Source organism: Rhizobium indigoferae (assembly GCF_034554815.1).
Taxonomy (GTDB): Bacteria; Pseudomonadota; Alphaproteobacteria; order Rhizobiales; family Rhizobiaceae; genus Rhizobium; species Rhizobium leguminosarum.
In genome coordinates, this window is record NZ_CP140637.1 from 1,222,226 (window position 1) to 1,242,357 (window position 20,132).

Below are 20,132 nucleotides of genomic sequence, written 5' to 3' on the forward strand. Positions count from 1 at the left end.
TAGGAACATCGACTGCAGGCACATCCTGCAGTCGTTTGTCTTAGCGATCGCAAAGAGAACGCAATTGCATGCACGCCTTGAACGGAATCGAACCGCGGCATTCTCCATCGAGGCGAGCTATCACGCTGCATTCATTAGTGAAAATTCCGGCTTTTCACCTTCAGCGTATCGATGTGCAAATCGGGGACGAAAATATCCCTCGGCTTGACCGCCGGCGGTCGATCCCGCGAATCCGGGCTGCCCGGCGACCCATGGGAAAACTCGTCACCGCGGCCCGTCGGCAGTTTGAACTCCCCATCACGATCAGCCAAGGCGGATAGGTCGCCCGACAGATCAAACAGCTGCTGGGCGATGAGGTGCACGACCTCCCCTTCCCGCTGGATCCGGCCGTTGATCGCCATCATGCTCGATCCGAGCACGACGCGCCGACGTCGCTCAAAGAGCTTCGGCCAGACAACGACGTTCGCCGGACCGGTCTCATCCTCGATCGTCAGAAACATCACACCTTTTGCCGACCCGGGCATTTGACGGACAAGAACGAGGCCCGCGGTCATCAACCAACGGCCATCTCCGGCCGACATGGCTTCTCCGCAGGTGACAATGCTTCGAGCGGCAAGGTCCTTGCGCAAGAATGCGATCGGGTGCTCGCGCAGGGTCAGACCGGTATGGCTGTAGTCCTGGATGACGTTGTGGCCATCTGTCATCTGCCGAAGTTTGACGTCAGGCTCCTGCTGCTCGGCGAGCGTCTTCATCTCACGCTCGGCCGCGGCAACAAAGAGCGGCAATGGCTCGTCGCGCAAAGCTTTGATCGCCCACAGTGCATCGCGTCGCTGAAGTTCGAGCGATGGCAGGAAAGCATCGGCCTCCGCCAGTTCGACCAGCGACGCCGCTGGCACACCGCAGCGCCGCCACATGTCATCGATGCTGTCGAAGGGCTGATCGGCACGGGCGGCCACGATCCGTGCCGCATCGGCTGCCGCCAGCCCACGCACCAGACGCATACCCAGGCGGACGGCATGGCGGCGCTCGTCTCCCTTGACCTGCTCGAGCGTGCAGTCCCAGCGAGAGCGATTGATACAGACCGGCCGGATCTCCACACCGTGGTTGCGGGCGTCGCCGACGATCTGGGCGACCGCATAGAAGCCCATGGGTTGGCTGTTGATCAAGGCCGCGCAGAACGCGTCGGCGTAATGGCATTTCACATAGCTGGAGGCATAGGCAATGAGCGCGAAGCTTGCAGCATGGCTTTCCGGAAACCCGTAGGAGCCGAAGCCTTCGAGCTGCGAAAAGGTCTTTTCAGCAAACTCCGGCGAATATCCATTCTTCACCATGCCGGAGACCAGCTTGTCCTTGAATTTAGAGACGCCACCGGTGAACTTGAACGTGGCCATCGATTTGCGAAGCTGATCGGCCTCGCCACCGGTAAAGCCTGCGCAGACCATCGCCACCTTCATTGCCGATTCCTGGAAGAGAGGCACGCCGAGCGTCTTTCCAAGCACCGCTTCCAGTTCGGGCGTCGGATAACCGACCGGTTCCTTGCCTTCGCGACGGCGCAGGTACGGATGCACCATGTCACCCTGGATCGGCCCGGGCCGGACGATGGCAACCTGGATGACGAGATCGTAGAAGGTCCGCGGCTTCAGCCGCGGCAACATTGCCATCTGAGCCCGGCTTTCGATCTGGAAGGTGCCGAGCGTGTCGGCCTTGCGGATCATCGCATAGGTCGCAGAGTCTTCCTGCTCGATATTCGCCAGATCGATCGTTTCGCCCTTATGCTCCTCAATCAGCTTGAATGCTTTTGCCATGCAGGTCAGCATCCCCAACGCCAGGACATCGACCTTCATGAACTTCAGGGCTTCGACATCGTCCTTGTCCCATTCGATCACCTGCCGGTCGGCCATCGATGCCGGCTCGATGGGGACAAGATCGTCGAGCCGGTCATGCGTCAACACGAAACCGCCGGGATGCTGGCCGAGATGCCGGGGGGCGCCCATCAGCTGCTGCGCAAGTTTCAGCGTCAATGCGAGGCGGCGGTCGTCGGGATTGAGGTTGAGTTCGCGCAGATTCCGGTCGCCGACCATGTCGGCCGACCAGGACCACATGCCCGATGACAGAGCCTTGATCATATCCTCCGGCAAACCGAGTGCCTTGCCGACATCGCGGATCGCCCCTTTCGCACGATACCGTGTCACGGTCGCGCAAAGCGCTGCCCTCTGGTGGGTGTAGGTCTTATAGATCCACTGGATGACTTCCTCACGCCGTTCGTGCTCGAAATCGACGTCGATATCCGGCGGCTCGTCGCGTTCCTGGCTAACGAATCGCTCAAACAACAAGTCATTTGTCTCCGGATCGATGGAGGTGATGCCGAGAATGTAACAGACCGCGGAGTTGGCGGCAGATCCCCGCCCCTGGCAGAGAATGCCTTGGCTGCGGGCATATCGGACGATCGAAAACACGGTCAGGAAGTAGGGTGCGTATTTCATGGCCCGGATGAGGTCGAGCTCATGGCGGGTGATATTCAGAACGCTGTCTGGCAGACCTTCCGGATACCGCGTAGGCGCGCATTCCCACACATAGTGCTCAAGAGACGCTTGCGCGTCCTTGCCTGGGACGATTGCCTCCTCAGGATATTGATAGGTCAGTTCCTCGAGCGAGAACCGACAGCGATCGGCGATTTCCCTCGTCCGGGCCAATGCTTCCGGGTAACGTGGGAACAGCCGCTGCATCTCTTCCGGTGGCTTCAGGAAGCGGTCGGCGTGGCGCTCCCTTTCAAAACCGACATCGTCGATCGTGGTTCTGGTGCGAATACAGGTGACGACGTCCTGCAGCTGACGGCGCGACGGTTCGTGGAAAAGAACGTCATTCGTCACAACGGTCTTCACCTTGAAGCGTGTGGCCATGTTCGACAGCTCGTGCAGCCGCATCTGGTCGTTCGGCCGCCGGCGAAGGGAAAGGGCGAGATAAGCCCGGTCCCCGAACATCTCCGCCATCTTTCTGAGCTGCACCGCGCAGGTCTCGTCCGGAAGATCGGGCACCAGTATCCCGATCAGGCCCTCGGCATAGAGGGCAAGGTCGTCGAGATGCAGGATGCAGTTGGCTTTGCCGCCCCTGCCCTTGCCGAGCGTCAGCAACCGGGTCAGGCGCGAATAGGCGGCACGATCTGTGGGATAGACGAGAATCGACATGCCGTCCTGCAGATCGAGACGGCAACCGACCAACAGGCGGACGCCTGTGGCACGGGACGCCTCGAGAGCCCGGACGATGCCGGCCAGCGAGTTTCTGTCGACGACGCCGAGCGCCTCGATGCCGAGCGCCTTGGCGGTCGCAAACAGCTCATCCGCCGACGATGCTCCGCGCAGGAATGAGAAATGTGTCGTGACCTGGAGTTCGGCATATCTCATGCAAAAATCCCGTGCAGGAACCATTTGTGCGAGCCAGTCGCCGCATCGATGCCATCGCCCGACCTGAATATCCAGAACCGTTCGCCGCCCTCGTCTTCGATCACGAAATAGTCGCGTACCGCATCGAACTCGGAGCCTCTCGTCCACCACTCGCCAAAAATCCGCTCCGGGCCATCGGCACGTTTCACCCGCCGCCGCTTGCCGCGCCAGGTCATCGACACAGGCGGATGATCCGGCAGCAGCGCGATCACTTCAATGAGATCCGGACGGGAAAGGAGCCGAACGGGTCGAGGCCAGTGCAAGGTCCATGACGACCCGGTCTCCTCGGCGACCGCACTCACGCGCTTGACGCTGCGCTCGGGCACATCGCTCGCCACAGGCGCCATGCGATAGACACGCTGCCCGCGATTGCCGATCACGTCGATCAGCGGCGCGATATCCACGATCTCCTCCTCGATCAGGGAGGACGCTTTCTGCACTTCAGTGAGCGGTTCGGCGATGATAGCCACCAGCGAGAGTTTCTCGATCCCGAACCCCGGCTCGATCTTCTCGATCCGATCCTTGAAGAGCTTTGTCAGCCAGGCCACATTGCGGGCGGGCTTCGCCGTTCCGGCGCGGATCGCCTGCATGGTATTGTCGACCTTGTGGACGAGAAGATCCGCGCGGCGAACACCGAGGCCCTTCTGCTGCAGCGCTTGGCAGAGTTCAACGACAAGCCGCGAGACGTATTTGGCGATGGTCTCGGGAGCGCCGATCGGCTCGGCAAAGGCGCGGCTGACTTCGATGACATCCATCGGACGGATCGGATCGATCGGCTCCGGCAGCCGGCCATACATCTGGTCGAGACGGCGGCCGATTTCGGGACCGAAGCGAAGGGCAAGCGGCGCGCGTGGTGTGGCCGACAGCTCGCCGATCGTCTGAAACCCAAGGGTTCGAAGGCCCGTGACGATTTCAGAGGGCAACCGCAATGATGATACCGGCAGCCGCTCGACGAAACCTGACGTCTCGCCCCGCGCAGCGATCACGGTATCGCGCGGGCTCACCCGTGCCAGCGCATGCGCCGCACCCCAGCTGTCAGCAATCGCCACCCGCGCGGTCAACCCCTTTGCACGGAAGCGATTGACGATGCCGGACAGCATCAGATCCTCGCCGCCCTGGAGATGATCGGCGCCGTCGGTGTCCATGACGATGCCGTCGGGCGCATCCATTGCCACGATCGGCGTGTACTGCGTCAACGCCCATAGCGTGAGGCGTCTAAGGGCCGCAGTGTCCGCGATCGGATCGGCGTCGACCATCTGCAGGCCCTGCACGATGGCCTGCGCCTTCGCGGCCGGCATGCCAATATTAAGACCCGCGGATCGGGCTGTTTCATCCGCGGCTGCGATCCAGCGTTTGGAACCACTCTTCGCGACGACGACAAGCGGCCGCTCAGCGGTGAGCATTCCCGCGCCGTCGGCCCGTCTGATCCTGTCGATCGCGAGATCCGGAAGATAAATGGATACGACCCGTGGCATCGCACGCTCCTACAATAAACTCTGCGCACTCGCCCGCCTTCACTCTCATCAACTCCAGCAGCCATCGTGGCCGCCCGACGCCCGGAACCGGCAGTTCTTCCGATGGCAGTACGCTGACGCGCCATCGGGATGTTGATGCCGTCGGCTGGCCAAAGTCCGATGCCTCTGTCTGCCGCCGCCATCGTCGCACGACCAGCCCAATCGTTCCGGTCTTCTCCGCCGCAAGCTGAAGCCGGCGAGACGCGGTCATGGGAAGACGAACGAGCTCACCGACCACGGCACCCAGGCCACCGTAACCAAGACCTTCCTCCATGGTCGCCAGGACATCTTCTTCCCTATCGGCTTCGGCAAAGACCACGCGATCGGGATGAAGACCCGCCTGCGCCAGCGCCGGGAAAAACAGATCTGGACGCGTCATGCACCAAAGGATCTGCCCCTTGGTTCGCGCCGCGATCCCCGCCACGCAGAGGGCGGCGGCAGCACCATCAACCGTTCCGGACCCGCCACCCGCGAATTCGTGCAAGGCGCCATATGCCAGACCGCCGCCCGGAAGCACCCCGTCTATTTCGGAGACCCCGAAAGCAAGGCAGCCAACCTTCCTCGTCGAACCGCCCTCGAGAGAGGCTATGCGGTCGCGTAGATCGGTAATTACCCTGTTGCGGGCAGCAGTTATCATTCACGCGTCCCTTGAAGGCCGTGTTGGAGTTTCGACTTCATGTCGTTCGAATGCAGATGTTCTCTATCTGTTCCGATGGGCTCGAAGAGTCAAGCAACCGAGAATAGGAATATTATCTCTCAACTTTAGGGAACCAAGAGATTCGCTTTGCGAATCATGGCCATGGGCCAATTGCGGCGATTTGGTCGAGCGGAAATAAATTTTGTCGGATTGGCAACTCACCCTCCGCCGGTTGGCATTTGGCAAATCCATCGGGTACGATGCTCGCAGTGTTCACGGGAATGGTCGCCGCGAATGTGCAATCTGTACCGCATGGAAGACAAGGATTGGGTTGCCAAGTGGGCTCAGGACGCCGAGAGCATGATCAATCTCATGCCGGCGTACCAAATGAACCCGGATCAGATGGGGCCGATCGTGCGCAATACGGCCGATGGAAGAAAGCAGCTGGTGCATGTGCGCTGGGGTCTGCCCTCCCCACTATTCGCTCTCAAGAAAGAAGCTGAAAAGAAGGCCGAAAAACTGCGCGCCAAGGGCAAGGAGGTCGACTTCGATGCCTTGCTGCGTGAGCAGGTGGATGGCGGCACCACGAATGTTCGTACTCTCAATTTTCCGCACTGGAAGCGTTGGTTTGGTGTCGAGCATCGCTGCCTTGTCCCTGTGACCAGCTTCGCGGAGCCCGATCCAGCCAGCAAGGAAGAGGGCGGCAGGACCCCAAACGCCTGGTTCGCGCTCGATGAAAGCAAGCCCCTGATGTTCTTTGCAGGCATCCATGTCCCACAATGGACGAGCGTGCGGAAGGTCAAGGACGGACTGACAACCGATGACCTCTACGGTTTCCTGACCACCGATCCGAATAACCTGGTGAAGCCAATTCATGAGAAGGCCATGCCGGTCCTCCTGCTGACAAAGGAAGAGACCGATGTTTGGATGCGCGCGCCATGGGACGAGGCCAAGGCGCTTGGCCGTCCGCTCCCCGACGATGCGCTGATCATAGCATCCAGGGAGCCTTACGGCTCAACGATCGTAACAAAGGCCGGAGACCCGGTCGCCCAGCCGAGCCTTTTCTGAGCCTGGACCGGTCAAAAGCAGCTCGATCCACACCGGTGCATGATCACTTGTGTGGTCCCAGCCTCTGACCGACTTGTCGACCTTGGCCTGCTTGAGATCGTCAGCAAGTGCGGGGCTTAGCAGGAAGTGATCGATCCGCAGCCCTGCGTCGCGGGCAAAGGCATTTCGGAAATATTTCCAGAATGTGTAGATCCGCTCATCGGGATGAAGGTGCCGCACCGCGTCCGTCCAGCCCTGCTCAACGAGCGCGGCGTAGGCCGCTTTCACCTCCGGTCGGAACGGCGCATCGTCCCGCCACCGTTCAGGTTTGTAGACGTCGAGGTCAATCGGCATGACATTGAAGTCGCCGACGAGCGCGACGGGAATGTCTAGCTCGAGCAGTTCGGCCGCATAGTGATGCAGCCGTTCGAACCAGCGCAGCTTATAGTCGAACTTCGGACCGGGAGCAGGATTGCCATTGGGCAGATAGAGGCAACCGATGATCACTCCATCGATGGCCGCCTCGATGTAGCGGCTATGCGTGTCATCCGGATCGCCGAGCAGGCCACGCCGCGTTTCGAGCGGATCCTGTCCACGCACTAGAATGGCTACTCCATTCCAAGATTTCTGGCCATGCCAGATCGCTCCGTAGCCGGCGCGCTCAAGTTCTCGACGCGGAAACTTGTTGTCTGGGGCTTTCAATTCCTGCAGGCACACGACATCTGGCTGCGCCTCATCGAGCCATCGCAGCAGCACGTCAAGGCGGCCGTTGATACCGTTGACATTGTATGTGGCGAGTTTCACCGACGGTCAGCGCTTGCGATCATTGGACTGTTCTCCTGCTGTTATTGTCACAGGATCAGAACGCCTTGGCGGGCCAGTAGTTTCACCGCATTCAGGACCCGGTAACTCCGATTGTTGATATCGCGGCGAAGGCTGCTATGTTCTCTCTTTGTTTCGGTGTAAAACCTTCAAAAGGAGGCGCCGAACCCGCAGCCCTTCTCGTTGAAGCCGCCATGAACGACTTGAGCAACATCCCGGTCCGGAAAATCGTCCACATCGACATGGACGCATTTTACGCGTCGGTCGAACAGCGCGACAATCCGGAACTCCGCGGCAAGCCGCTCGCCGTCGGCGGATCGGCCGCACGCGGCGTGGTGGCTGCAGCAAGCTATGAGGCGCGGGCCTTTGGTGTCCATTCGGCTATGCCGTCGGTCACCGCAAAACGGAAATGCCCGGACCTGATTTTCGTGCCGCCGCGCTTCGACGTCTATAAGGCGGTTTCCCAGCAAATCCGCGAAATCTTCGCCGAATACACGCCGCTGATCGAGCCGCTATCCCTCGACGAGGCCTATCTCGATGTGACGGAAAACCTGAAAGGCATGGAGATCGCCACCGAGATTGCGAAGGAAATCCGGGCCAAGATCAAGCAGGTCACCGGGCTCAACGCCTCAGCCGGCATTTCCTACAACAAGTTTCTCGCCAAAATGGCCAGTGACCTGAACAAGCCCAACGGCCAGGCCGTCATTACGCCGAAGAATGGGCCAGGCTTTGTCGAAACCCTGCCCGTCAAGAAATTCCATGGTGTCGGGCCAGCGACGGCCGAGCGCATGCGTAAATTCGGCATCGAAACCGGGCTCGATCTGAAATCGAAGTCGCTCATCTTCCTGCAGGAGCATTTCGGAAAGTCCGGTCCTTATTTCTATGGCATTGCCCGCGGCATTGACGAGCGGCAAGTCAAACCCGACCGGATCCGCAAATCAGTGGGAGCAGAAGACACATTCGTCGAGGATATCGATGATCTCGAACGCGCGACGGCCGAGCTGAAGCCACTTGCCAAGAAGGTGTGGGGCTACTGCGAGGCGCAGGGCATCAGCGGCAAGACCGTAACCGTGAAAATCAAATACTCTGACTTCACCCAGGCGACCCGCAGTCGGACCAGCATTATTCCTTGTTCGGGACACATGGACGTGCTCGACGCCGCATCCGAACTTCTGGCGAGCGTTTACCCATTCAAGCGATCCGTGCGTCTTTTGGGCGTGACGCTATCATCCCTGACAAACGATCGAAGCGACGATGCGCAAAGTCGGCAGCAACTCGATCTTAATTTGTGACCATGAAGGTCCGAAACGACAGACAGAGTCCAGAACATGCGTAGTTCCCGCATTCGCGTCATCGATCTCGAAACCGCAGGCAACGGGCCGAACGACGTATGTGAAATCGGCTGGCAGGACGTCGTCCTTGGACTGGATGAGCGGTGGCGCCTGGGTGATGAACGAGGCGCGTTGCTGATCAATCCCGGCCGTCCGATCTCGCCTGAGACGATGGCAATCCACCACATCATGGACGTCCAGGTCGCATCGGCACCCTATTGGAAGGATGTTGCGTTAAGCGTTCTTCGTCCTGACGAAGGCGTGGCTGCCTTGGCTGCGCATCGAGCGGCCTTTGAACAGCGGTACTGCACTCCCCGGCTTTCGGGCGGCACACCATGGATCTGTACCTGGAAATGCGCCCTGCGCGTATGGCCCCATCTTCCACGGTTTTCCAATCAAATGCTTCGCTATCAACGCATGCCGGAAGGACTGGAACACGAAATCGGATTGCCGGCCCATCGAGCCATGCCGGATGCCTATGTCACAGCTCATCACCTACGCGACCTCCTGAACGAGGCTTCGCTCGAGCAACTTCTGGCGTGGAGCAGTGAACCGGGTCTCTTGCCGCGGGTGCCATCTGGACCGGACCGGGGCAAAGGCTGGGATCGCCTCAGCCTGGACACGTTGCATGAATTTTCACGAGACCGGGACGTCGATATTCGTTTCAGCGCTCAGACCGAATTGGCCCGCCGCGGCGAAGGTCAACAACCCGTTCCACCAGAGTCAGCGCAGCGAACGCTGCTCTAGCTATCTGTTGGCCAATACCTCCGATCAAGGCCGCTGCGCATAACATTGCGCACGCAAAATGGGTCAGAGGCGGGAATTGAGTGGCGATTAAATCGGGTGAGCTACGCTTATCAGAGCTCATGATTACTGTATATATTTAAACACTTTTTCCCCTTTAGGGAGAGGTCTAATTGGAGCGAGTATATTGGATACGATAGGCAATGGTCACGAGCCGAATCTAGTTGACCCTGTGGCGCCGAGTTTTAAGTCGGTTGCTCCCGGCGGTCCGGCAGCTATCAACGGATTTCTCTACCAGTTCCTTGCTAACCTTGCTCACATTTCGCGTGCGACGCTCAATCCTAGCTCCGACGACGATAGCTCCACGGTTGTGATCACGTTGGAGCCGGGCGCTGGAGATGCGTCTGTACTCGACGGCGGACACCTTTTGGTTGAACAATATAAGACCCGATCCTCTGGGCGCACCTGGAGTCTAAGGGATGTGATTTCGGACGTTATGCCCGACCTCCTTAAAGCCGTTCCTCATATAAGCGACGAAGGCCAAATTTCCTTTCGATTTGTGACCGACGGGCGCAAGGGTGCTCGATACGACGATCTGTTCCGCGTCGTCGAGACGCTGGCCGCCGAGGCAAAAAGCAGCGTCGCCGGAGCCAGCCTTGACACCAAAGTCATGCGTCCGTTCTTCAATGCGCCTACCGATCCGAGCGCCGCAGATGGGTTGGATCATCCGAGTACGGACCTTGCATTTTTCAACTACATCTGCAGGAAGCTTGCGGACGATGAGGACAAGGACACCGAGGAACATCGACGAAAAGTAAGGCGGTTACTCTCCGGCTTTTCTGTCAAAATGGAGGCGACTGACGATATCTACATTGAGGAAATCGACGCTCTTCTTGAGGTCGTCATTGATTACCGCGAGAACATTCCAGCTAAGCGTCGAGAGCTTTATGGCATATTGCTCGCCAAGTCTGCCATCGGCAATGTCGAGATCACGCCTGAAGAGCTACTCTCAGAAGCTGGCCTGGTCTCCAAGCCTATCCGTGACCGGTCTAAGCTCGCGCGTGCCTTGTTGCCGGCTTTGACCGTTGCAATGACCTCCTTGGGCTATTGCCGCAAGGATGACGTGCGTCCGCTCCTGGAGCTTGGCGAGAAACCTGTAACCCTGCTTTCTGGCAGTAGCGGCAGCGGCAAGACTTGGGCTTTGTGTTCCGCCGCTGAGGCTGCCATGCGCGCTGGCTTGCCGAGCGTGATCGTGCGATCCAAAGGCAATGCCGGCGAAACACTTAGGTCGGCAGCGGATCGGATCTGGATCGATGGGATGAACCACGACCAGGATCTTTCCCTGACGGTGGTTCACACGCGACTGGAGAAGTCCATCATTGGAAATGCGACGGAAGGTCTTTCGTCCAATCTCCCGCTGGCGGTTATTTTCGTCGACAATGTTCAGACGGTGGAAGAGGCACGCGAGCTTTCACTTGAAATCATGAACCATCGGAAATTCCGTCTTATCATGTCGGTTCCAGAGAATGTTGGAGCCGCAGTTTTCAGCCAAATCGGCGGTGAGCATTCGAAGGTGCGCTCCATTGGCAACTTCTCGTTCGTTCAGCTCCGCGAGTTTCTACGGTTGCGAGACCGTCCTTTCACTGACCTGCCCGATGATCTGAGACAGCTTCTTTGCAAGCCAGTTCTCGCCCACGTTTACGCTCAGTTCGATGTCTCAGGCACGTTTGCGCCACAGAATGAATACGAAATTTTCGAGAACTACTACGATAAACTTTGGAAGCTGGGAGGTCTGTCAGACCACCCAGACGATGAAGCCTTGGTCATGGAGCTTCTATCCGACACTATTGATGGAAGGTGTGCCTATCCTTGGGATGCCGCCACCCGCACGAAGGCGGGGGTCAATAGCGACATGCGAATCCGGCTGGAGCGGGCTGGTCTCATTACGAGGACGGCTGAAGCAGACGTTGAAATCTGGCACGACCGCGTGCTGAACTGGATGGTGGCCGTGACGCTCAGGCGGCTGCGTCGCAAGAGCAAGATCGATGCCGCGCATCTTTGTGACATCATTGAAGAAATGTATGGGAGCAGACATACCATAGGTGGCAGGTCGTTGGGTTACGTGGCCATGGACTATCTTTGGCTGGCTTTGTCCTCACCCACTGCAGCATCCGATCTGTCAGATTGCACGATGCTCATGCGTCGTCTGGAGGGCAATCCTGTCCAATCCGCGCACATTCAGGGGATTTATCTGCTTCTTGTCCCGACGCTTGGAGCGAGAGCTGCTAAGCCGTTGGTACAACGACTACGAGAGATGGAAAAAGCAAACGCGCCGCTATGGCAAGTTAAGATCGCGACGAAAGCGCTTGTCGAGTCTCTAAAAGCCGCCCGCGAGAATGCCACCAACATGTCGGAACAGCTGCTGAAGGAAGATAGTCCAATCTTGCAAGATGCCGGCGTATTTCTCGCTCAATCGGCCCCATCACCTGTGCTTTTGGACGGGCTCTGGACGGTCTATTGCGACCGCCATAGACGGCTCCAAAACAAAGAAGTTCAAAACGAGTTCACCCGCGATTACCCGAATCTTAACAGTCGAGAAGACGCCATGCGCGCGCTGCGTCGGTGCGCGGATCTCTCCACTTCATGGTTAGACGCTCGATTGGACCACGCCGTGGCTCGTGGAGATCCGTTGGACGGTCTGGCCTATATGCTGGTTGGCATTAAGCCAGAAGCTGCCTCACCGATCTGGTTTTCACACAAGGCGATGTTGATCGAACATATGCCGAAAGGAAGGATGAGAAGCCTCGTCTATGCCGTGAGGCGGTTCCGTGATCAGGCCGAAATTCCAACACTCAAGAACTGGCTGGCTATAAAGGAGGATTGGATGCAGCAGGCGGCATTCGCCGCCCTATGCGAGCTTGATCCCGATCGGGCGCTTGCCATGATGACGGCGGGGATCAAGCAAGGAAAAGGGACCACCTCATGGTGGGCACGTCCGCTGCTTTTCAAAAAACCTGACCAGTTCCGGAGCGCACTCTTGCAACTACTTGCGGACGACGGCGAAGTGTCAGGCACCGCCCAGAGTGCTTTTCGTGGAGTCGAAGATGAAATCGATGGCGCGTTATGGAGCCATTGGCTGATTGAACTCGCAAGCAAAGTCCGTGGAATGATCGAGACTGAGCGTTTTCGTCATCCAACCGACTTTTTTTCACCATTTTCCTTTGTGCTGAGTGTTACACGACATGACCATCTCCTGGCCCTACAAAGCAAGGCGGGGACAGATTTTGAAGAACACATTTATGCGATAGCGCTCGGCAGGCTGTCTCTTCTGGAGGACATCAAGGGACATGATGACGTAACGGCAGATGCGGTTGCACTGCTGCAGCGCATCAATGGAAAACGATACGAGGACCTTGTGCTTGCTGCGCTTTGCCATCCAGACAGCGCCGCACGCTGGATCGGACTCTCTCACGCTGCCGCGCATCCGTCAGAGGCTGTTACAGCTGCCGTAAGACGCATAGCAAGTGAAGCGGTCGTAGGATCGCCAATCGACACTAACGAGGATGAATGGATCCTTGCGGTGGACATCCTGGACTATCGCGGCGACTATGACGGCATCGACGTGGCTGCGATCCGGTCGGGTCGGCAGATACCCGTTTGGCTGACTGCGTCCCGCCCCCAAATGGCACTTGCAATATCTCTCCCGCAGCCAGGCGTCCTTTCAGATCCTATCGCAGCTCCGACAACACTCAGGCAGTTAATTTTCTCCGGAAGCGCAGAAGCGTTCGATTTCATACTTGCAAACTTAAAGGATATCGACTCTGCGTCGCCGGCAGCAGATCTTGTCGCCGCAAGCTTGTCCAGTCGGGGAGAACAATCAGCCGAATTCGTGCACTTTCTGGCGTCCATGCTGGCGAGCGGAAAAAACAAGTGCAGAGCCGCCGTCAATGCCTTGCTAGTTGTAAACACGCCTGTTGCGCTTGAGACGATACTTTCTCATTTCAGGCGCGAGGCGAACGTCGCCGAGGATCCGGAATTCGCGTGGGATCTATTTCTTATCCTACTGCGAACGGAAAAGCATCTTGAGGTGTCGGCAAGACTTCGTAATTGGATCGGACAGAACCGTTTGCCGGGCAGCTTCTCTTACCTTGAATTCCTCCCGGAGATTGGCGCTGAGCGGGCGCACGACATGCTCCTCGACTATGCCCTAGCGCCTCTGACCTACCGGCCTGACCGAAGAGGAGCAGCGTTGAAGGGCCTATGGAAGCTTGACCGCGAGGCAGCATTGGAGGCAGCCTCGATTGCTTTGACTGAAGGCACCCCTCGCTGGCGACGCGAAATTGTCGAGCTGATCATCACACTGGATCCAGAAATTGGAACCGAGCGTCTCTGCGCGCACATGAAGGTTGAAAAAAGCAATGTGGTTCGGGCCGCCATTGCACGCGCTTTGCGGCGGGCGCCAAAAGATAAGCTAATCGACATTGTCGAAACGATGTTTTCCAGCACCGACGTGTCCGATCGTGTAGCCGCCTGCGAGATCGCGGGTTTTGGCGGACCGGACCTTCTGTTGCTCCACATCCACAAATCTCTCGACAATGAAATCGAAGACAGTATCCGCAATGCTGCTTTCGCCGCTCTTTGGCGAAAGCGTGCCGAGAAGCACACGCTCGATCTGCTGGTCGCAGTAAGAGAGGCGCCCGCGCCGCAGAGGAGGTCTCTGTTCACCGCGCTGCTGCGCAGGATCGATCCCTTTCTCTCCGAAACACCGGGAGACCGACTTTGCCTCATGCAGCTGTCGCTTGAAAAATGGGAGCGGGTTGCCGCACAACGCACGCTGGTCAGCCGGCGCAACTCGGAACGAGAGGATAATGCCTTAAACGGCAAAGTGTAATTGGAAGAAATGTTTGTGAAATACCCTCAGCATCGCGGCGCGGAGCAAAAAGCGTCGGCATTGCGATTTGTGAGCGAAGACGGTGTGATCGCCGCCGCGCTACGTCTGCCTCAGCTGATCACAACGCGGGAACGGCTACTCGCCGACATCCGTCGCAAATTGGACGGTGCGGCGAAGGCGTTTCTCCTGTCTCTCCACGACACTAATCCGGATTTCGGTGCGATAGGCCTTCCTCAGGCATCCGAACTTCCGGCTGTTCAATGGAAGCTTCTTAATCTTCGCAAGCTCAAAGATCAAAATCCCAGGAAACACGAAGAGCATCGCGTAGAGATTGAAAGGCTGTTTCTATAATGAAAACGCAATGCCGAATTCGCGTTGAGAAAATCCATCGAAACAAGCTAGATACAACCGATATGAATCCCGGGAGTTCTGGGCCCCGTACCCCACTGCCACTGGAGCGCAGGAATGCACATAGAACGAATTCAGATTGAGGAAGGGTTTTTGGACGGCCTCGACGTACACCTCGTTCCCGGCCTCAACGTGATTATTGGCGCCAGAGGCACCGGCAAAACGTCCTTAATTGAACTCATCCGATTTTGCCTCGACATCCCAAGCTTCACCCCTGACGCCGCAAAAAAAAGCCGTGACCATGCGTTGTCAGTTTTAGGCAGTGGCCAGGTCACTGTCACTCTTTCCGATGGAGAGCGACGGACAACGGTCAGCAGGACAGGAAATGATGCGGCAGGAAGGGCTTCGGGGATCTATATCAAGCCGATAGTTTTCTCACAGACCGAAATCGAAACTATTGGATTGCAATCGAGCGGCAGACTCCAGTTACTGGACGGGTTTACGGGAGATCAACGGCAACGGGCCGCCGACGAAACTGAAGCTGCTTCCTTGGTTCGCTCGCTAACCTCCGAGGTGGAAAGTTCTCACCGTGAGATCGAGGAATTGGAGCGGCAAATTGCCGGACTGTCGATCGTCAACGAGCAGCTTGCGCAATTGGCGCCACAGGAGGAACAGCTTGAAACACTCTCGTCGGAGGCCAATGAAAAAAAGGCGGCTCTCGATCTCATCGCCGCCGGAATAACTGCGAAGGCCGTGGGGTCGTCAGCGTCCGAGCGTTTGAGTCAATCGATAAGCCGATGGCGCACGCTTCTTCAATCCGCCGTAATATCCCAGCCGCCGTCGGAACCATGGCCAGACTCCGCGGGCGCAGACCGGCTCAACACCGTGCGCGAAAGAGTTGCGTTAGCAAGAAAATTGCTTGATCAAGCGCTCGCCGAACTAGATCTGGCGCAAAGCGAGGCGTCAGAAATACTTGAGACGACCGGTGCAGAGAAGGTCGAAGTCGAAGAACAGGCGCGCCAGCTACGACGCGAGCTGGAAACCCTTCAAGCTGGCGCGGGCGCAGTTGTGAGGCAGGGACAGCAGCTTCGTGAGAAGAAAGCACAACTGGAATCGTTGGTTATCTTGCTCGCGGACCGTCAAAGAAGTTCGCAAGCAATCTCAAAGAAACGAGGAGAAGCCCTCGATCGCCTGGACAAGATTCGCCAACAGCGTTTTGAGGAAAGGACGAAGGCGGCAGCGCGGTTGAACAAGGTTCTCGGGCCAAGGATCCGCATTGGAGTCACGAGATCTGGTCAATATGAGGCTTTCGCCGCCGCGATTTCGGACGCGCTACGAGGGAGTGGCATCAGATACAATGAGCTTGCGCCGGTTTTGGCTCAAGCGATCAGTCCACGCGAGTTGTTGGAAGCAGCCGATGCCAGCGACTACGATTTTATCACTGAGGCGACAGGAATATCGAAGGACCGATCTGCGCGATTGATTTCTCAGCTTCGTGAAGTCGACCTCGGGGCGCTGGCGACGGTGGTGGTCGAAGACTATGTTGAATTCCAACTGCTTGATGGAACCGACTACAAGGATATAGCCGAACTCTCTACGGGCCAGAGATGCACCGTCGTTCTTCCACTCGTCCTCCAACATACGGAACGCCTGCTGATCGTCGACCAACCCGAGGATCACATCGACAATGCATTTATTGCAGACACCCTGATTAAGTCACTGTTGGCGCGTGATGCAAATGGGCAGATTATCTTTTCAACGCACAATGCTAATATTCCGGTTCTCGGCGACGCTAACCGTGTGACGCAGATGGGATCTGACGGCAAAAGAGGTTTCGCCTTGGCATCGTCCTCATTGATTGACCCAACAGTTGTCGCAGCGATTTCAACTGTGATGGAGGGCGGTGCCGCCGCATTTGAGAAACGAGCCACATTCTACAGCGAGCACGGACGCCGTTGAATCGAGAAACAGCCAAATTAGCTCTCCGGTCGCAGTCGCCGCACGAGCGACTTAAAGCCGCTCGCTTCCTCGCTCGTGATGCAACGGCCGAAGACTTAGGCTTGCTCAAGCATGCGCTGCAATCGGAGACCGTCTCGTACGTTAAGACGAGCTTGAACATCGGCATCGCGAGACTAACGAACATTCCTCAACCGGTGAAAATTGAACTAAGCCATGAAGAAGCTGGGTCTGCAGAGCTGCGCCACCAGATAAAAAATCAAGCGATCGATTGGATAGCTGGCCTATTGCTGCACGAAATCGCCTCCCCCATCGGGCTCGTCAAGCGCACTGCCTCACGCGAGATTCCGGATTTTGAGAACTCCAAAACGAGACGCCATCTCGATAACCTCCAACGAATATTCGAGGCGATCGAGCAACTAAAGAATGCCGCCGCCATTCCGAGGCCCGAGGACTTTGATCTCGCAGAACTCGTCAGTGAGACAGTCAATGCAGAAATCGAGGCAGGGCAGATGGCAGAAGTCTCCCTCCATGGCCAACGGCCCTTCGTCATATCGAGCGACCCTGCGCTAGTTCGTTTCGCCATTTCCAACGGCATTCGAAATGCCTTTGAAGCCATTGGATCGATCGGCACTGAGGAAACTCATGCAATTGTGATCTCCTGGGGCGAGACTGACGTCGATTATTGGGTGGCAGTGCTGGACAAAGGACCGGGCATAACGGGACCAATTGAATCGGCGTTCGAAATCGGCAAAACGACCAAACAGGGACACAGCGGGTTCGGCCTGGCAATAGCACGGCAGGCAATTCAAACATTAGGCGGCACGATTTCGCTTAAACCCTCCGCGCAAGGCGGTGCCCGCTACGAAGCGAGATGGGAAAAATGACAGTTTTTGTCCTGATTGTTGAAGATGAAGCAGACTTCAGTGACGAGCTGGTGCAGGTCTTCGCCGAGCTTGACCAGCCGATCCAAACAAGGGTTGTCAAAAGTAGGGATTCAGCCTTTGCGGCGATTGAGAACGAGTATTTCGACCTCATCGTCCTGGATTTGAAGATTCCGACCATCGATGGAGCGCTGGATGCTGAGCCGGCCCATGGCCACTCCGTATTCGCAAGAGCAAGACTCGGAGCGGCCGGCACGCCAATTTTTGTCCTCACCGGCTCACCATCGGAGGACTTCATTCCGGCAATGCTCGCGAGTGCCCAACAGGTGGATGTATGGGGCGAAGGCCGGACGGTAGGCACCATAGATTTTCTGCAGAAGTATAAGTTTGAAGAATGCCCTCAGAAGCTTGGGCCAATCGTAACCGCTATTCATCGCTTGTCTGACGTGGAATTATCACGCGGCGGGGTGAACCTTTCGATACCGGAAGAGCGCTTGGTACGGATTTTCGCACGCAAGTTCGGTGGCACCAGATGCGCAGTCTCGCGACTCGGGGGCGGCCTCTCCGGAGCCAAGGTGCTGCGGTTGAAGATTACCGACCGCAACGGGACGGTCGTCCATGATGCAGTGGGAAAGTTGGGCTCGCCGAGCGAGATCAGTGATGAAGCGAGCCGTTTCGACAAGTTCGTAGCGCGCCTTGACCCCCATGCAACGCCTCGCAAGCTGGCCACATTAGAATTTGGAGCTGGAGCGCTTGCGGGTGTGTTCTACGGGCTCGCCGCTGGGTTCGAAGCATCTGCTTTTGAGGCCGCCAAGAAGGAAGATGAGTTGGCGGCGACAGCCGTGCGCGGCATAGCAAATGCGACTGCGAACTGGAGCAAGGGAGTTCCAGAATCTTCGCGAAAAATCATGGATATTCGCCGCCGAGTTTTGTCCGATGACAGCTTCAGGTCTGTCACAGAGACGTTTGAAATTGCGTGGGTCACCCAATTCGAGGACACCAAGGTGCAGACGCGCTGGTGTTGCGTTCACGGTGATCTGCACGGTAGCAATGCGCTGGTGTCTGACACTGGTGCCGCGGTCTTGATTGACTATGGCGACGTTGGCGAGGGAACAGCGAGCCTGGACCCCATAACGCTCGAGCTGAGCACTATCTTTCACCCACAGGGTGTTGAGCGGGGAACGTGGCCAACACTAGATCAAGCCGCCCAATGGGGAGATCTGGACGTCTATCTTCTAGGTTGCCCTTTCGCGGCATTCGTGCGGGAATGCCGCGCGTGGGCCGACGCGGTTGGCGCCGGGCAACGGGAAATTGCCGCGACTGCTTACGCCTACTTAATTAGGCAACTCAAATACGAGGATACGGATAAGAATTTGATTCTAGCTCTCATCAAGGGCGTGAAAAATTACTATGACAAGACCTGAGAGGCACTAGTGAAACTTGATCTCGATCTAATTCGCGATTTTCTGCCTCAGTGAAAATATGATCAGGGCTTGGGCGCCGCAATAGAAATCGCTACTGGCGAGTTCGAAACGCAAAAACCCGCCGCGCATCTAAGCGATTGTCTGAGACAGCTATATCGACGGAAATTACTTGCATCGGGCTGGTCTACTCAACGCGAGTTCATGATGCGCGTCTAGCATCATTTCGACCCCTCCCTAGCATCCCAAACCCGGTCAAGGACAGCAGGCATATTGAGTTGACCGATTGCCCATATCGCGAGACCACGATCGCCGAAAGCTCCGCCGACTGAATCGATGATAATCTCGTATGCAGCCTTGTCGCTCAATTTGCGGCCCGTTTTAGCGCAAAGATAAGCAAAGGTGGCCGGAAATTTCTCGCGGATCGCGTTAAAGGTATAGTCGGGGATAGAGTTTGCTCCAAGGGCGGCGCGGCTGATGATCCACCCGGCTTGGCAGTGCTCAACGAGGTCAGGAAGCACATCTTCCAACAAAGCAGCGTCCGCTCGTGTCGCGAGAACTTTAGCGGCCTTTTCATCGCGAGTGTCTTTCCAGTAGTCCAACACAGCGTCAATGGTGAACAGAAAATCATCGCCCGAAATTGCCTTGAGCCATCGGCCTCCGGCACCCCGACCGCCTCGGTCACGCCACCGATCCAGTAAAAATTGCCGAGTCGGTGCTGAGAGGAAAATATAGATATGCGACAAAAGCGCCTCGACTCGCGCGCGTATCTTGTGGTCGGCTTCGACGATCTGCAGGAGGTCGCGACCCAACGCATCAATATCCGGGAGTGCCTTGTCTTCCTTTCCAAGCCGATTGAGTCGACTCCGGATCGCAGCGAGGACCACCTGGGGACCGTCAAGCGATGCGATCGCTGTCCTCCTCAATTCGTCGTGCGAAAGGCAGGCGACATAGGCATGCAAGAGACTGCGATGAAGCTCATCATACATTTCATTTGCACAGGCATGAATCCGGTCCAGCTTCGCTGAAAGCACAGGATCTGACATGGGTGTTTCCACTCGCGCGTGCCCATTTTAGAAAATCGCCCAGCAATCTCA

At 57.3% G+C, this 20,132-nt stretch carries 13 protein-coding genes; 8 read left to right on the forward strand and 5 right to left on the reverse strand.

The features are described 5' to 3' along the window. Positions 1-134: 134 nt before the first annotated feature. From U5G49_RS32445 to U5G49_RS32455, 3 genes are read right to left on the reverse strand one after another with little or no spacing between them, the layout of a single operon-like run. On the reverse strand, positions 135-3,401 hold the full coding sequence (locus tag U5G49_RS32445; RefSeq protein ID WP_193445205.1) for an error-prone DNA polymerase: 3,267 nt from the start codon (positions 3,399-3,401) through the stop codon (positions 135-137). Then, entirely contained in the window at positions 3,398-4,915 is a 1,518-nt protein-coding gene (locus U5G49_RS32450) for a Y-family DNA polymerase (RefSeq protein ID WP_193445206.1), read from the reverse strand. Before U5G49_RS32450 ends, U5G49_RS32445 begins: the two co-directional genes overlap by 4 nt. Continuing rightward, positions 4,830-5,591 carry an ImuA family protein gene (locus U5G49_RS32455; RefSeq protein WP_193445207.1) on the reverse strand — a complete coding sequence of 254 codons (762 nt, stop codon included), beginning with the start codon at positions 5,589-5,591 and terminating at the stop codon, positions 4,830-4,832. Before U5G49_RS32455 ends, U5G49_RS32450 begins: the two co-directional genes overlap by 86 nt. A gap of 294 nt (positions 5,592-5,885) precedes the next feature. Between U5G49_RS32455 and U5G49_RS32460 the strand changes: the two genes are divergently transcribed. After that, entirely contained in the window at positions 5,886-6,659 is a 774-nt protein-coding gene (locus U5G49_RS32460) for an SOS response-associated peptidase family protein (RefSeq protein WP_193445208.1), read from the forward strand. On the opposite strand, the gene xth is transcribed toward U5G49_RS32460, so the two are convergent. Beyond that, positions 6,606-7,442 carry an exodeoxyribonuclease III gene (gene xth, locus U5G49_RS32465; RefSeq protein WP_193445209.1) on the reverse strand — a complete coding sequence of 279 codons (837 nt, stop codon included), beginning with the start codon at positions 7,440-7,442 and terminating at the stop codon, positions 6,606-6,608. The two genes, U5G49_RS32460 and xth, sit on opposite strands and share 54 nt — an antisense overlap. A 212-nt stretch (positions 7,443-7,654) precedes the next feature. Between xth and dinB the strand changes: the two genes are divergently transcribed. The 7 genes from dinB to U5G49_RS32500 all read left to right on the forward strand — a co-directional run bounded on the left by dinB (position 7,655) and on the right by U5G49_RS32500 (position 19,038). Next, positions 7,655-8,752, forward strand: coding sequence for a DNA polymerase IV (gene dinB / locus U5G49_RS32470; protein ID WP_193445210.1), 1,098 nt, complete (start codon positions 7,655-7,657; stop codon positions 8,750-8,752). Between the two features lie 36 nt (positions 8,753-8,788). Then, positions 8,789-9,538 (forward strand): exonuclease domain-containing protein, encoded by a 750-nt coding sequence (locus U5G49_RS32475; RefSeq protein ID WP_193445211.1) that lies wholly within the window; start codon positions 8,789-8,791, stop codon positions 9,536-9,538. Positions 9,539-9,722: 184 nt separating this feature from the next. Beyond that, positions 9,723-14,426 carry a hypothetical protein gene (locus tag U5G49_RS32480; RefSeq protein WP_193445212.1) on the forward strand — a complete coding sequence of 1,568 codons (4,704 nt, stop codon included), beginning with the start codon at positions 9,723-9,725 and terminating at the stop codon, positions 14,424-14,426. Continuing rightward, positions 14,427-14,777: a hypothetical protein gene (locus U5G49_RS32485; protein WP_193445213.1), complete on the forward strand. Its 351-nt coding sequence runs from the start codon at positions 14,427-14,429 to the stop codon at positions 14,775-14,777. Positions 14,778-14,927: 150 nt separating this feature from the next. Then, positions 14,928-16,733 carry an AAA family ATPase gene (locus U5G49_RS32490; protein WP_246289162.1) on the forward strand — a complete coding sequence of 602 codons (1,806 nt, stop codon included), beginning with the start codon at positions 14,928-14,930 and terminating at the stop codon, positions 16,731-16,733. Positions 16,734-16,885: 152 nt separating this feature from the next. After that, positions 16,886-17,617, forward strand: coding sequence for a sensor histidine kinase (locus U5G49_RS32495; protein ID WP_246289164.1), 732 nt, complete (start codon positions 16,886-16,888; stop codon positions 17,615-17,617). Beyond that, positions 17,614-19,038 carry a response regulator gene (locus U5G49_RS32500; protein ID WP_193445216.1) on the forward strand — a complete coding sequence of 475 codons (1,425 nt, stop codon included), beginning with the start codon at positions 17,614-17,616 and terminating at the stop codon, positions 19,036-19,038. The genes U5G49_RS32495 and U5G49_RS32500 overlap by 4 nt, the downstream gene beginning before the upstream one ends. Positions 19,039-19,256: 218 nt before the next feature. On the opposite strand, the gene U5G49_RS32505 is transcribed toward U5G49_RS32500, so the two are convergent. Next, positions 19,257-20,081: a hypothetical protein gene (locus U5G49_RS32505; RefSeq protein ID WP_193445217.1), complete on the reverse strand. Its 825-nt coding sequence runs from the start codon at positions 20,079-20,081 to the stop codon at positions 19,257-19,259. Between the last annotated feature and the right edge of the window lie 51 nt (positions 20,082-20,132).